Annotated in this window: 14 protein-coding genes; 6 read left to right on the top strand and 8 right to left on the bottom strand. The window is 38.3% G+C overall.

Annotated elements, in window-relative coordinates; genetic code table 11:
* Together QNI15_RS15860 and QNI15_RS15855 are read left to right on the top strand one after the other, a co-directional pair.
* Positions 1–1,629, top strand: coding sequence for a SusD/RagB family nutrient-binding outer membrane lipoprotein (locus QNI15_RS15860; protein WP_313997179.1), 1,629 nt, complete (start codon positions 1–3; stop codon positions 1,627–1,629).
* Between the two features lie 188 nt (positions 1,630–1,817).
* Positions 1,818–3,170, top strand: coding sequence for a Gfo/Idh/MocA family protein (locus QNI15_RS15855; RefSeq protein ID WP_314032537.1), 1,353 nt, complete (start codon positions 1,818–1,820; stop codon positions 3,168–3,170).
* A gap of 49 nt (positions 3,171–3,219) precedes the next feature.
* Here QNI15_RS15855 and QNI15_RS15850 read toward each other — a convergent pair whose 3' ends face one another.
* The 5 genes from QNI15_RS15850 to QNI15_RS15830 all read right to left on the bottom strand — a co-directional run bounded on the left by QNI15_RS15850 (position 3,220) and on the right by QNI15_RS15830 (position 7,312).
* Positions 3,220–3,933 carry an RluA family pseudouridine synthase gene (locus QNI15_RS15850; RefSeq protein WP_314032536.1) on the bottom strand — a complete coding sequence of 238 codons (714 nt, stop codon included), beginning with the start codon at positions 3,931–3,933 and terminating at the stop codon, positions 3,220–3,222.
* Between the two features lie 121 nt (positions 3,934–4,054).
* A complete protein-coding gene (locus QNI15_RS15845) occupies positions 4,055–4,915 on the bottom strand; it encodes a metallophosphoesterase family protein (RefSeq protein WP_314032534.1) in 861 nt (286 codons plus the stop codon).
* Positions 4,916–5,141: 226 nt separating this feature from the next.
* Complete coding sequence (gene cysM, locus QNI15_RS15840; protein ID WP_314032532.1) at positions 5,142–6,026, bottom strand: cysteine synthase CysM; 885 nt, start codon at positions 6,024–6,026, stop codon at positions 5,142–5,144.
* Positions 6,027–6,198: 172 nt separating this feature from the next.
* Positions 6,199–6,942 carry a GTP cyclohydrolase I FolE gene (folE, locus tag QNI15_RS15835; RefSeq protein ID WP_313997188.1) on the bottom strand — a complete coding sequence of 248 codons (744 nt, stop codon included), beginning with the start codon at positions 6,940–6,942 and terminating at the stop codon, positions 6,199–6,201.
* Positions 6,905–7,312 (bottom strand): 6-pyruvoyl trahydropterin synthase family protein, encoded by a 408-nt coding sequence (locus tag QNI15_RS15830; protein ID WP_313983995.1) that lies wholly within the window; start codon positions 7,310–7,312, stop codon positions 6,905–6,907. The genes folE and QNI15_RS15830 overlap by 38 nt, the downstream gene beginning before the upstream one ends.
* Before the next feature lie 333 nt (positions 7,313–7,645).
* Between QNI15_RS15830 and QNI15_RS15825 the strand changes: the two genes are divergently transcribed.
* A complete protein-coding gene (locus tag QNI15_RS15825) occupies positions 7,646–8,668 on the top strand; it encodes an adenylyltransferase/cytidyltransferase family protein (protein ID WP_313997190.1) in 1,023 nt (340 codons plus the stop codon).
* Between the two features lie 85 nt (positions 8,669–8,753).
* Here QNI15_RS15825 and QNI15_RS15820 read toward each other — a convergent pair whose 3' ends face one another.
* Positions 8,754–9,299: a fasciclin domain-containing protein gene (locus tag QNI15_RS15820; RefSeq protein WP_390902200.1), complete on the bottom strand. Its 546-nt coding sequence runs from the start codon at positions 9,297–9,299 to the stop codon at positions 8,754–8,756.
* Between the two features lie 470 nt (positions 9,300–9,769).
* On the opposite strand from QNI15_RS15820, the gene QNI15_RS15815 reads away from it, so the two are divergent.
* From QNI15_RS15815 to QNI15_RS15805, 3 genes are read left to right on the top strand one after another with little or no spacing between them, the layout of a single operon-like run.
* Positions 9,770–11,164: a Gfo/Idh/MocA family protein gene (locus QNI15_RS15815; protein WP_313997192.1), complete on the top strand. Its 1,395-nt coding sequence runs from the start codon at positions 9,770–9,772 to the stop codon at positions 11,162–11,164.
* A gap of 58 nt (positions 11,165–11,222) precedes the next feature.
* A complete protein-coding gene (locus QNI15_RS15810; protein WP_313997194.1) occupies positions 11,223–12,644 on the top strand; it encodes a putative oxidoreductase C-terminal domain-containing protein in 1,422 nt (473 codons plus the stop codon).
* Positions 12,645–12,656: 12 nt separating this feature from the next.
* A complete protein-coding gene (locus tag QNI15_RS15805; RefSeq protein ID WP_313997196.1) occupies positions 12,657–13,829 on the top strand; it encodes a Gfo/Idh/MocA family protein in 1,173 nt (390 codons plus the stop codon).
* 26 nt (positions 13,830–13,855) lie between these two features.
* Here the strand turns inward: QNI15_RS15805 and QNI15_RS15800 are convergent, their stop codons facing one another.
* Positions 13,856–14,665, bottom strand: coding sequence for a hypothetical protein (locus QNI15_RS15800; protein WP_313997198.1), 810 nt, complete (start codon positions 14,663–14,665; stop codon positions 13,856–13,858).
* A gap of 28 nt (positions 14,666–14,693) precedes the next feature.
* Positions 14,694–14,960 (bottom strand): osmoprotectant transporter permease, encoded by a 267-nt coding sequence (locus QNI15_RS15795; RefSeq protein WP_313997200.1) that lies wholly within the window; start codon positions 14,958–14,960, stop codon positions 14,694–14,696.
* Positions 14,961–15,015 lie beyond the last annotated feature (55 nt).

Raw genomic sequence — 15,015 nt, 5'->3', positions numbered from 1 at the left:
ATGAAAAGAACACTAATCGCTTTTAGTTTACTTATAGGAATAGGACTTTTACAGGTGTCTTGTTCAAAGAATTTTGACGACATTAATACAGATCCAAACAAAGCTACAGAAAGCTCCTTTGATCCTCAATTATTGTTGCCATCCAGCCAATTTACGTATGCAAACTCAACATATGGCTATAATTCCGGGATTCTGTTTCAAAGTATGTGGGTGCAAATTTTAGCTTCTACATCAACAGGAGGTGCAAACTACTATTCCAATGGGGATAAATACAGGATCTCATCTAACACAAATTCTTATGTGCAAAGTGTTTGGAGAGAAGGGTATAAGGCTGCGAGTTATGCATATGAGATGGAACGCCAGACGAAAAATAATCCATTGTATCCCAATGTGAGTAAGATAGCCGTTATTATGCAGATTCAGAGTATTGCTACTATTTCCGATGTATATGGCAATGTTCCGTATTCTCAAGCATTGAAGGCAAAAGATGGATTTTTTACGCCAAAATATGATTCTCAAGAGACTCTTTACAAAGCAATGTTGAGCAAGCTTGACTCTGTGGTAAGTAAGTTAGATGTAGCAGGTGATAAACCTGCTTATGATGCATTCTCCTATGAAGGTGATATTGCCAAATGGAAGAAATATGGCTACTCATTAATGCTGAAATTAGCTATGCGGTTAGTGAAGGCTGATCCAACAACAGCTAAAACCTATGCGGAAAAAGCAGTAGCAGGAGGAGTTTTTACAAGTGTAGAAGATGATGCATATGTGATGGGTGATCAACCTAATAATTATAGTAATGGAAATGCCTCAGCTTTGATCGTACCTGCAGATCGGTATGAAGTTCGTTGGAGTAAAACCTTTATTGATTATTTAAAAGCTACTAATGATATTCGCTTATCAAAGGTATCTGAAGTGCCACCTAATGGCTTGCATGCAAACGAAAGTGCAGTTAGAGGAGATACGACTATTGCTAAACAACTTGGATTACCTAACGGATATGATTTGAATGGCGGAGCAACTGATTTAACAAAGAGAACTGATTATCCGGGTTCAACACCTGCAGTAATTACTCCGAAGGATACCACAGATCAACCAGCAGTACTTGGAAAATACTCACGTCCTACAGCACTTATTTATAGTGATCGTAATAGTCCTTTATTTGTACTTACTTATGCAGAAGTTGCTTTACTTTTGGCTGAAGCAGCTGAACGTGGTTATACTGTAGGTGGAACTGCTGCTGACTTCTACAAGAAGGGTGTTTCTGCTGGTATTCAATCTTTAGCTAAGTTTGGTGCCTCTGCAACAATCACTGCTGCTGCCGCAGATGCTTACGCAAATGCACATCCTTTGAATTCAGGAACTGCACTACAACAAATCAATGAGCAGTATTGGGTTGTAAATGGTACGTTGTTCAATTTTGTAGAAGCTTGGAGTAACTGGAGACGTTCTGGATATCCGGTTCTGACTCCTATTGATTACACAGGTAACTTCTCTAATTCTACAATCCCGAGAAGAGAACCTTATCCATCAAATGAAGCTACTCAAAACCCACAAAGCTATCAGGATGCTGTGAAAAGTCTGACTGGTGGTGATACATGGACTACTCGTGTATGGTGGGATCAATAATAATTCCTCAACTTCAATAATAAAAGAAAACGGACTACTCCTGGAAAAGGTTGGTCCGTTTTCTTTTATTATTGATTCAGTATTTCTATGTTATATGAGTGGAAATAAAATACTTCTTTCTTTTTACTAAAATCAATGCAAATTTTTTTTAGAATTGTATAAACAACCTTATTCTACAATATTTCACCATGGATAGACGAAGTTTTCTCAAACAATCTTCTTTTGCATTTATCGCTGGTTCTGTAATTCAGCCCAATTGGGCTTCTTTTGGTTATCAGGAGAAGGCAAATGTCCGTTTAGCCTTTATCGGAGTAGGATTACGTGGCCGGAATCATTTGCAACAGGCATTATACAGGCCGGATGTAGAAATAACAGCTATTGCTGATATTGATCCTGCTACTATTAAAGAAAGCAATCAGATGATTCAAAAGTCTGGTAGGAAGGCTGCCGCAGTCTATTCAGGAGAAAAAGATTTTGAAAAACTAGTACAACGTTCAGATATTGATGGTGTAGTAATATCTACTCCCTGGCAATGGCATACACCCATGGCAATTGCAGCCATGAATGCTGGAAAATATGTAGGATTGGAAGTACCTGCAATGGTTACTTTAAAGGAAGCTTGGGATTTGGTAGAAACGCATGAGAAAACAGGTACTCATTTGATGTTACTGGAAAATGTGTGTTATCGTAGGGATGTAATGGCTGTACTGAATATGGTGCGTCAGGGGTTATTTGGAGAGATGTTATATGCTCATTGTGGTTACGAACACGATTTGCGTCCAGTTAAATTCAATGATGGTAAACAACCTTATGGTGGAGGTGTAGAGTTTGGAGAGAAAGGATTAAGTGAAGCACACTGGCGTACACAACACTCAGTAGATCGTAATGGTGATTTGTATCCAACACATGGTATTGGTCCTGTGGCTGAATGGTTAAATATAAACAGAGGGAATCGCTTTATCCGATTAAGCTCTATGGCTACCAAATCCCGTGGTCTGCATAAGTATATTGTAGACAATGGGGGTGAAAGCCATCCAAATGCCAAAGTGAATTTTAAGCTGGGTGATATCGTCACTACAAGCATTCAGTGTCAGAATGGGGAAAACGTTGTCATTATACATGACACAAATTCTCCACGTCCGTATTCTCTGGGATTCAGAGCCCAAGGTACAGAAGGTATCTGGATGAATGACGGAAATCAGATCTATTTGGCAAAGGTAAGCCCTAAGCATGATCAATGGGAACCCTTTGCTGACTACCAAGCCAAATACGATCATCCGTTATGGAAAAGGTTTGAGAAAGATGCCGAGAATGCAGGACATGGGGGGATGGATTTCTTTGTATTGCGAACGTTTATCGAATCTGTAAAACGTAAGTTACCACCACCTATAGACGTATATGATGCTGTTACCTGGAGTGCTATCAGCCCATTGTCAGAGGAATCAATTAGTAAAGGAGGAAGTTTGATAGAGTTTCCGGATTTTACAAAAGGAAAGTGGAGCAATCGTAAGCCTGTTTTTGCTTTAAATGACGATTTTTAAAATACTATACTAAAAAACGCTGAAAGTTCTTTTTCAGCGTTTTTTGTACCTAAACATTTTTTTCCAGTTGTTTAATTAATGCCTGCATATCCTTAGGATAGGGGGCTTCTACAGTAATTAATTCATCATTTAAAAGATGAAATGAAAGAGAGAATGCATGCAATGCTACCCGCTGAATCAGGGGTTGTTCCTCTGTACCTTGTTTGAGATTGAATTTTCGTTTTATCTCTGACAGAAAGATAGGCGCCCCCCCATATTGAGGATCACATACAATGGGCATTTTGAGGCAACTTAAGTGAATACGAATCTGGTGCATACGACCTGTTACAGGTGCACATTGTACCAATGAATGTTTTTTATAGATAGCCATTGTATCAAAAAACGTCTCAGCTTCTTTGCCACTTTGTGTATCAATCCGAACAGATCCATCTTTGAGTGGAAGAATGGGCAGATACACATTTACATTTTCAAGTGCTTCTGTACCATGTACTACTGCATGATAGATCTTATCAACCTGCCGATGTTCAAACTGCATGGATAGGTGACGATAGGCTTCCGGATTTTTAGCAAGAGCTAATACACCCGATGTTTCTTTATCAAGTCTATGACCTGCCTGTATATCCGAATGATAATTTTTGGCAATGCGCAGAATGCTGCTTTTATCGCCTGTCCGTTCGTCAAGGGTTGCTACATGAGGAGGTTTGTTGACCAGAATGTAATCGTCGTTTTCAAAGAGAACAATATCTTTAATACTTTGAATCATAGAGGGATTGTATTTCCTGCGATGAGGATTTTTTAATAAAACAAAAGATGGTGCAAATGTCCGTAAATATCAGGGGAATAGAAAATGATGTTATCAATAAATGATTCAGGATATACTTGAGCTACATATATTTCCATGTTTCAGGAGTATATTCTTTTATCCATGTATCATTAATTACTTCTATTTCATGCTCATATTGATCTTTCCATCGTAATAGTACCATACTTCCTTCTGGAAAAGTCCCATTGTGCTGCCATTCCAATTCTGCTATTTTAACAGAGGTAGTAAAGCGGTTTTCATCTGGAACAGCCTGATACGAATGTCCTGTATGACCAAAGAAGTGATAAAAGGGTTTGTGATAGTCTAAAAAGTCCCGAATCTCCTGCATACCAAAATCCTTATCAAAAAAATGAAGTGAACAATCATGGGTAACTAGAATATCAATATGCGTAATTTGTTTACGAAGAGACTGTAAGGCTTGTTGTTCATATGGCTGAATAAAACGTTGAGTTCCGTTTGGACTCTTATTACCTCTATGGCCAATACGTCCTATACCTGCAATACTTATCTGTTGTCCTTCTTTTTCAAATTTCTGGATATGTCCAGTCTTGCATACATATATACGTTTGTAACAGTCGACAGGAAACCGCGACTCTGATGATTTTTGCTCTAGCCCATTCAGAAATTCATGATCTTCATGATTGCCTCTGACACATATAACATCACAGGACAATTCTTCGAGTAAAGAGGCTACTTCTGTTGATGGATGTGTGAAATAGCGACTAAAGCCTAATTCAGTTTCATCCCGTTGAGCGTGGCGGAGTGTTGCTTTGTCAAATTTTTCGGGTTCCGGATAAATGCCCATATCCCCACATTGCACTATCAGGTCTAATTGTACGTTTCTTTCCTTCTGAAGTCGTGTAGCTAACTTAAGAGCTGGCAAAATTCTTCCATGCAGATCTGCAAATAATAAAATATTCATTTCACAAAAATACAATACTAAACTTTCAAAAAGTAGTTGGGTGTAAATTTGATGGGGAATGTAGGTGGGAGAATCTGAAGACGGAAAATTCAGAAGATGCTGAATGTATAATTTTATCGGATGGGTACTATTCTAAAGTACGTATATAAGTTTGGATGAGGTTAGAACATATCCAAACTTATATAATTGTGAGAGGTTAATTAGAACGTTTGAAGCGCACAAACTATTAATTGGCAAATAAATCTGAAGATAAATAACGGTCGCCCCGATCACAGATCACACAAACGATAACACCTTTGTCTATTTGTCCTGCTATACGTGTCGCAACTGCTGCTGCTCCGCCTGCACTCATACCGCAAAAAACAGCTTCCTTACGGGCTAACTGACGAGTCATTATGGTTGCTTCTTCCTGTGAAACTTCCTGTACTTGGTCTACGCGTTCTCTATCAAATATTTTAGGAAGATAAGCTTCAGGCCACTTGCGTATACCTGGTATATTAGATTCATCTGTAGGTTGGCACCCTATAATCTGTACATTAGGGTTTTGTTCTTTCAAATAGCGGGATACACCCATAATAGTACCCGTTGTGCCCATAGCGGACACAAAATGTGTGATTGTTCCCTGGGTATCTTTCCATATTTCTGGCCCTGTGGTATGGTAGTGTGCATTCCAGTTGTCAGGATTACCGAATTGATTCAGTACAAAATATCCACCTTTGGAAACCTGCTCATTGACATAGTCAATGGACCCTTCCATTGATTGTTCTTTGGGTGTTAAAATAACTTTTGCACCAAAAGCTTCCATTGTCTGCACGCGTTCTTTTGTTGCATTTTCAGGCATCACTAATTCAATTTCTAAATTGTACATACTGGCAATCATAGCCAGTGCTATACCTGTATTTCCACTCGTTGCCTCAATAAGTTTTATTCCTGGTTTGATTTCTCCTCTTTTTAATGCCCCGCTAATCATTCCCAGTGCTGCTCTATCCTTGACACTTCCTCCAGGGTTATGTCCTTCCATTTTGCCATAAAGCTTAACATTGGGATTCGGATTAATATGATTGAGTTCTACCAGGGGAGTGTTTCCAATTAAATCTATAATAGTAGCCATGATGCTTGAAGTAAACTTTATGTAGGATAGCTTTGAGAGTTAAATAGGATGATTCTTCTCTACTATCTCTATATGGATTTTAAATACAAAGCTAGGGATTTTTATTTTGCAAAAAAAGAAGGACATGGTTTATTGCCATGTCCTTCTGAGATACTATGTTGAAGCTGCTAGATTAAAACTCTGTTTTGAGTTCCAGATATTTAAGAAACTCATTTTTAGTCGCTTCTTCTTTAAATTTTCCACTATAAAATGCTGTCACTGTTGAAGATGTAATATCATTTACTCCTCTTGAAGCAACACACATGTGTTTGGCATCAATGACCACAGCAATATTTTCTGTTTGCAATACTTCCTGCAATTCACGAGCAATCTGTACCGTTAACCTTTCCTGAACCTGAGGGCGTTTCGCATAATATTGCACAATACGATTTAATTTAGACAAGCCTACAACCTGTCCGCTAGAGATGTACGCAATATGTGCTTTCCCAAAAATAGGGACAAAGTGATGCTCACAGTTAGAATAAAACGAAATATCTTTTTCTACCAGCATCTCGCTGTATTTGTATTTATTCTCAAACAGTGTTACTGACGGCTTATTTTCAGGATTCAAGCCACTGAATATTTCCTTTACATACATTTTTGCTACCCGGTTTGGTGTACCTTTCAAACTGTCGTCTGTGAGGTCAAGACCAAGTATATGCATAATTTCGCGAAAATGCTTTTCAATCAATTCAACTTTCAGATCATCATCTCTATCAAAGGCATCCGCACGCATAGGGGTGTCAAAAGAGGTAAGGATGTGATCATCGCCAATCTCGTCAATAGTCAGGTGGCTTACATCATGTATTTTTCCGCTTTGTAGATGTTGGTGACTGTGATTATGCTGGGAATTCGACATAGTTTCGTTCGGTTTCATACAAAGTTACTTTTAAATCAAGTTGCGAGTCAATTTTTTCACGGAGAATATGCCAGATCACAATAGCTATATTTTCAGCGGTAGGATTTTTATGTTTAAATTCTTCTGTATCTACATTCAGGTTGCGATGATCAAATTTGTCTGTTATATGTTGTTTAATAATATCAGACAGAATCTTCATATCCATTACATACCCAGTCTCCGCATTAGGTTCTCCTGTGACTTTAACTATTAACTCATAGTTATGACCATGATAGTTGGGATTGTTGCATTTACCAAATACTCTGGCATTTTGTTCATCCGACCAGGCTGGATTGTGTAATCGGTGGGCTGCATTAAACTGTTCTTTTCGAAAAACACTTACTTTCATTCGCAGTAAAATAATCTGTTAATAGTGTATTGGCTGAGGAAGTGATACGTATTACTATACTCAATAAGACCAAAGTATAGTGATAGTAGATTACTAACATAGATCAGCTTCTTTTTGTTTGATTTATTTATTCTTTAGCATCAACTACTTAATTCATCAAAATGTTTAATGAGCTGCCAGACAAATCGTTCCTATACCCGCGTGTAGAACGAGGAATGATTGATTTTCGTTCGGAATAGAGAAGTGAATTTACAGAGTAATTGGCCTGTACATATTCTTTTACTATACTTACGAAGTTATTTACTGAGTGTCCGTTCCACTTTTGTCTTCATTATGAGCTCATATTTATTCGAATACGCTAATTATAGTAACTTTTTTGAAAAGTATCAGGTATCTCCTGCTGGAGTAGAGCGTTTGCAATATTCCTGGAATGAACCTCATCGATTTTATCATACAGAAAAACATTTGTCTTTTCTGATTGACAAAATTGAAAAATCTTCATTGTCGGAAGAGGAAAAGGATAAGTTACGGCTAACCGCTTTTTTTCATGATGTTGTGTATGATCCGACTGCTCAGGATAATGAAGAACGTTCTGCCGAGATGTTAAAGGAGGTCACACAACATTCTGTTACACAAGAAGTAGTAGAGATGATTCTGGATACTAAGACGCATAAACCAAGAACAGAACTTTCCCGTCAATTTGTTGATTGGGACATGGCAGTTGTTTCGGATTCAGATTTTACGCAATTAATGGAATGGGAGAGAGGAGTATTTAAGGAGTTTCAATTTGTAGATTACAGCATGTATAAGATGGGACGTCTGGCATTGTTAGATGAGTGGACAAGAAAGTATCCGAATAATAGCCAGAATCTCCAAAATCTGATGTCCTATCTGATGCATCACCGACCCAGGGTTGGTGTATATCCCGGTTCGTTTAATCCTTTGCATAATGGACATTTGAATATTTTACACAAAGCAGAGAAGATTTTTGATAAGGTGATAATTGCACAAGGAATTAATCCTGAAAAAGATGCACAGGAAACAGACATTACTCAACTGAATGTATTTAAATACAGACAAACTGAAAAGTTTCCTGGTTTGCTGACAGACTATCTTTCGAAAAAAGAGAGTGATTGTGATATTACTTTGGTAAGAGGTTTGCGCAATGGAGATGATCTGGATTATGAAGTAAACCAGTTGCGTTTTATGGAAGATATGAAACCAGATATCAAAGTGATTTTTATTCGTTGTGACAAACAGTTTGAACATATAAGCTCATCTGCTATTCGGAACCTTGAAAAAATAGGTAAAGGACTTGGACATAAATATGTACCAAATGGAGGTTTGGTAAAGTAAATGAGAAGGATATTGAATGAAAAATCCTCCTGATGATAGACCAGAGAGGATTTTCATTCACCACAAACCTATACTAAACTACTTATTATTTAGGCATTACAACTGTGTCTATTACATGAATCACACCATTTGACTGATTCACATCTGGAATAGTTACTTTTGACGTATTTCCCATTTCATCTGTAAGAGCGATTCCTTTAGAGCCATCCATCATAGCTGTAAGAGTTTTTCCACTTACAGTTTTCCAGGTAGCTTTCCCATTGCCCTCTTTAATAGCTTTCATGATATCTTTGGATGTATATTTTCCTGCAACTACATGGTAAGTTAAAATTTTGGTAAGTTGATCTTTATTTTCAGGTTTTACCAGTTCATCTACCGTTCCTGCTGGTAATTTGTCGAAGGCAGCATTGGTTGGAGCAAAAACTGTAAAGGGGCCTTTACCTTGTAGTGTTTCTACTAAACCTGCCGCTTTTACTGCTGCAACCAGTGTTGTATGATCTTTTGAGTTAACAGCATTTTCTATTATATTTTTGCTAGGATACATAGCTGCACCACCTACCATTACTGTTTTCTCTGTTTTGTTACCCATGTTTTGAGCTGAAGTATTTACCATTGAAGTAATACATAACATTGCAGCTCCACACCATATTAACAATGACTTTTTCATAAGTTGGATTTGTTATTGCGTTGAAAATGAGATTTGTTTCTTTACTGGTTATACCAGTTGTTTGTGTTGGCCAACATGCATACCTACGCAATCTCCATTGAGGTCGGATTTCAGTGAACTCAAAAAAATCAGAAAAATATTTATAGGTATACTATTCGTTAATGCTTTGGCCTTCTATTGGTCGAAATGGGATTTTACAATTTCTTATAGAAATATCAAAAAAAATAGTATGCAATCGATTGCATAATTTAATGTTTCATTTTACTTTTAGGAAGACAACATTGGGCTGGAATGGCTTCAATGATTAATTTGGAGCTTCTAGTATATCAGATTGGCTTTGTTTTTAATTTTTTGAAGAGATATACCCTTAATCTCTTGACTGAAGTGTAATTTTTATCCAGTTATTATCAGACCACATTTAATCTTTACATAAAATGGCATCTGTAAGTGATGAATCTTCAGTGCAAAACCGACGCGACTTTTTAAAAAAGTCTGCGTTAGTTGCCGGATCTGCATTTTTTGCACCAACTATTGTTCCTGCATCTGTATTTGGACGGCATGCTCCCAGTAATCGCATCAATATTGGGTGTATCGGTGTTGGGCGTATATCCCGAGGTCATGATATGCCTGGTATATGGAAATATGAACAGGCCCGAATTATAGGAGTCTGCGATGTTGATAGTAAAAGGGTACAGGAAGGAAAACAACTGGTAGAAGAATACTATAGTCAAAAAAAGCCAAAAAAATATAAAGGTGTACAAACATATACAGATTATAGAGACCTATTGGCTAATAAGGATATTGATGCTGTTGTGATAAGTACTCCCGATCATTGGCATGCTTTGCCTGCTATTGAAGCCGCTATGGCTGGAAAAGATATCTATCTTCAGAAGCCAGCATCGCTCACTATCACAGAAGGCCGTACATTAAGTAATGTTATTCAGAAACAAAATCGTATTTTTCAGATTGGTAGCCAACAACGTTCCTCTCCACAGTTTCGCTATGCTGCTGAGTTAGTTCGAAATGGGCGTATTGGCAAGTTACATACTATTTATGTGGGGTTACCCGGAGATCCGTCTGGAAACGAAGAGCCTGAAATGCCTGTGCCGGCTAATTTGAACTACAACATGTGGTTAGGATCAACACCAGAAGTATATTATACAGAAAAACGTGTACATCCACATATAGGCTATGACCGGCCCGGATGGCTACGGTGTGAGCAGTTTGGTGCTGGAATGATTACAGGATGGGGATCTCATCATATAGATTGTGCACATTGGGCTATGGATACAGAATACACCGGCCCTATTGAGGTTTCTGGTTGGGCTGATTTTCCAAGCGCTGGATTGTGGAATGTACATGGTAAATTTCGTACGGAAGCCTTGTATGCCAATGGGGTGCGAATGATCGTAAGTAATGATTTACCGAATGGCATCAAATATGAAGGGTCTGAAGGTTGGATTTTTGTAACACGTGGAAACTATACTGCAACAGCCAGTGATCCTGTGGTCAAAAGTGGCGAAGTAAAACCATTAGAAGCGAGCAACCCTTCTGTTTTATCTTCTGTCATTGGTCCGAATGAGGTTCATTTATATGAGAGTAAAGACCACCATGGAAACTGGCTGGATTGTATCGTGAGCCGAAAAGCTCCAATTGCACCCGTTGAGGTCGCCCACCGGTCCTGTTCTACCTGTCTGATCCATCATATAGCAATGAAACTTAAACGTAAAGTTTTCTGGGACCCTGCTAAAGAACAGTTTATCAATGATGCAGAGGCTAATCTGTTACTATCCCGTCAGATGCGTGCTCCGTATCAGATCAAGGCGTGATCATAAATTACACTGAATATACTTTTCTATTTTTGATCGTTAGTCACTTTACACCTGAATGAAGCATTTTACCAAAGAATTTTGGATAGTTGCGATTGCATTACTATGTGCAGCCTGCAATACTACTCATACTGATAAACCATCTCAAAAAAGTGTGAAGTTAATTACACTCGATCCCGGACATTTCCATGCTGCATTAGTACAAAAGAAAATGTATGCAGCTATTGATTCGGTTGTAGCTGTTTTTGCTCCAGATGGCCTGGATGTAGAAGAGCATCTGAAGCGTATAGACGGATATAATAGGCGGTCAGACGATCCTACCCATTGGAAAGAGTCTGTGTATACAGGTAATGATTACCTGGAAAAGATGCTGACTCAGAAGCCTGGTAATGTAGTAGTGATTGCTGGAAACAATGGGAAGAAATCTGAATATATACAAAAGTCAGTTGATGCGGGCCTGCATGTTTTGGCAGATAAACCTATGTGTATTGATTCAACAGGCTTTCAAAGTTTGCTCAAAAGCTTTGATGTAGCAGATCGTAATAAAGTATTACTTTATGATATCATGACAGAGCGATCTGAGATTACTACCATCCTACAGAAAGAGTTGTCACAGATACCGGACATTTTCGGAAAGCTGAAAACGGGTAGTGTGGAAGAACCTGCAGTGACCAAAGAAAGTATACATCACTTTTATAAATATGTATCAGGGAAAGCACTGAAACGACCTGCCTGGTTTATGGATGTAACTCAGCAAGGTGAGGGTTTGGTAGATGTTACAACCCATTTGGTGGATCTGGTACAGTGGGAATGTTTTCCTGAACAGATTATTGACTATACAAAAGACATTCATGTGCTGAAAGCTCGTCGTTGGCCTACACCAATGACACAATCACAGTTTAGTGCTATTACAGGTATGACATCGTTTACGGACTTTCTTAAAAAGGATGTTTCTGATAGTATATTATCAGTTTTCTCCAATGGAGAAATCACTTACCAGATTAAGGGTGTATATGCTAAAGTTTCTGTGATCTGGAATTATCAGGCTCCGGAAGGTGCAGGGGATACACATTACTCTATTATGCGAGGTGATAAGGCAAATCTTGTCATTCGACAGAACAAAGAAGAAAACTATATCCCACAATTGTACATAGAACCGAGTAAAGGAACCGATCTAAATACATACGGAACAGGATTAACAAAATCATTTGAGAAAATCACGCAGAAGTACCCAGGTGTTGGATTACAAAAGCAGGGAGATGGATGGATAATCCAGATACCAGACACATACAGAATTGGTCATGAAGCTCATTTTGCAGAAGTAATGGAGCGGTTCCTACAGTATTTAAAAGATGGAAAGTTGCCAGAGTGGGAAGTGCCTAATATGAAAGCTAAATATTATACAACAACTACTGCTTTACAACTGGCTAAAAGGGATCAACCATCAAAATCTCTTTCTTTTTCTAATCCGAAGAAATAACCTCATGTTCTTATGACCAATAGACGTAAATTTATCAGGTATTCTTTATCTACAGCTGCCGGACTATCTACTATTAGTGCTTTCTCTAAAGAACTGGCAAAGACAATGGAACTTACACCTTCTGGTATACAGGTGAGTTATCAGAGGCATACACCTCTAGTGAAGCCTGAAGGTACTATTAAGTTTTCTGTAATCGGATTGAATCATGGACATATTTACGGGCAGGTAGAAGCCGTGACTAGAGGAGGGGGGCAATTAGTTTCTTTCTATGCGAAAGAACCTGAGTTAGTTGCCGCTTTTGCCAAACGATACCCACAGGCAAAGCAAGCAAAAAGTGAAAAGGAAGTTCTGGAAGATAAATCTGTCCAACTTATACTTAGCGCATCTATTCCTGTTGACAGAACACCATTAGGGATTCAGGTAATGCGTCATGGAAAAGATTTTATGGTGGATAAGCCAGGTATTATAACTTTGGAGCAATTAGCTGAAGTGAGGAAGGTGCAGAAAGAAACGAAGCGTATATATTCCATTATGTATAGTGAACGGTTTGAAAATCCTGCTACAGTCAAGGCAGGAGAACTGGTCAAAGCAGGTGCCATAGGACAGGTTGTCCAGACAATTGGAATGGGACCACACCGAATCAATCTCAAATCTCGTCCAGAATGGTTTTTCGATCGGAAATACTATGGTGGCATTCTGTGTGATATTGCTTCTCATCAATGTGATCAGTTTCTGTTTTTTACAGGTTCGACAGAAGCCGATGTGGTATCATCCCAGATTGGCAATGTACATTATCCCCAATATCCGGCATTTGAAGATTTTGGTGATATAACACTTAAGGGAAATAGTGGTGCAGGATATGTTCGGGTTGACTGGTTTACACCCGATGGATTGAATACATGGGGGGATGGTCGGTTGACAATTTTGGGCACAGATGGATTTATAGAAATTCGTAAAAACACAGATTTGGCAGGAAGAAGTGGAGGCAACCATCTTTTTCTGACTGATCAGAAAGAGACTCGTTATTTTGATTGTAGTAAAGAACCTTTACCTTTTGGAACACAACTGGTAAATGATGTTTTGAATAGAACAGAAACAGCCATGACTCAGGATCATTGCTTTCTGGCTACCGAACTAGCTCTGAAAGCACAGAAGCAAGCTCAGGTACTCAAAATACGGAAATAATATGATGAACCCTGATATATAACGTGTCAGGGTTCATCACATTGTGATTGTACAGATGTAAAGAGTTTGTTGAATTCTTCCTCCATTGCCATATCCTGATTCACACGGTTTAGTTGCATATTGCAACAGTTCCACCATCCAAATGTCATAATTTCCACTTTAGCATAATCAAGATTCTCAGCGCTATTGTACTTGGTATAAAAGATTCGCATGTATTGTTCCGGAGAACCATTGTTTTTTTTCTGTTCTTCGGCCATTGCCTTCCATGTTTCCAGTATTTGTGTGCTATCAGCAGATGCTAATGCTTCGGCATATTGCCTGCAACTTTTTGCATACTTGCTGTTTAACAAAACAGATGGGTTTCGATTGGCTTCCAGAGTAAGTTTTCGAAGCTGGTAATCTTCGTCAAGTTCCTGCAAACGTGCTTTCTTTAGTTTGATCCAATAAGGAGTTTGAATTGGACTTAATTGCTCTAACTGTTTTCTCTTATCTGCATACTCCTTTTCTAGTTTAGATGTATTCTGGTCAAGCTGGACTATATCCTGAGGCTTAAAAACAGTTGCTGATGTTGACAATAACGAACTGGAAGACCACAGTGTATAAGTATCTTTGAGTTGTGCTTCGGAATATTGCTTAGTTAAGTAGGTACCTTTATTCTGACAAAGTTCTGTATCCCATTGAAAAGTAGATGTATCAGCAGTGTTGGTAACACTATCTGTTACTTCAACTGAGATCTGAGTGGTATCTAGTGTTGTTGTTTTTTCCTGAGAGGGATTAGTTGAAGTACAACTTTCTAAAAGGACGACTACTAAAAGGATAATTGAAATTTTACTCATTAGGTAAATGAAAATATGAAAAAAATTATTAATTCCAGCGAGGTTTGCCAATGACTACAATCAGGAGGAACAAAAGATATACCAGGCCTGGAGCAGCCAGAATCCAGAGTATTGTAGCCGATCGTAACCATAATCCAATTAGTAATATACCTCCAATTCCTAGCAAAATCAATAACCACATCAGCATGTTGTCCAAAGATACAGAACCATCAGCGAGTCCAACAAAGAAGAAATAAAGGACTACGAGAGCTATCAGTGCATCAAAGCTCCAGAGTACCCATAAATAGGTGTTCATAGTGTATAGAGGTTGAAAGATCAATTAAGGGTTATCCTTTAATGAATAGTAATTT

The organism is Xanthocytophaga flava, assembly GCF_030068545.1.
Taxonomy (GTDB): domain Bacteria; phylum Bacteroidota; class Bacteroidia; order Cytophagales; family 172606-1; genus Xanthocytophaga; species Xanthocytophaga flava.
Note: the sequence above shows the minus strand (reverse complement) of the source record. Positions and strands in the feature narration are given on the sequence as shown.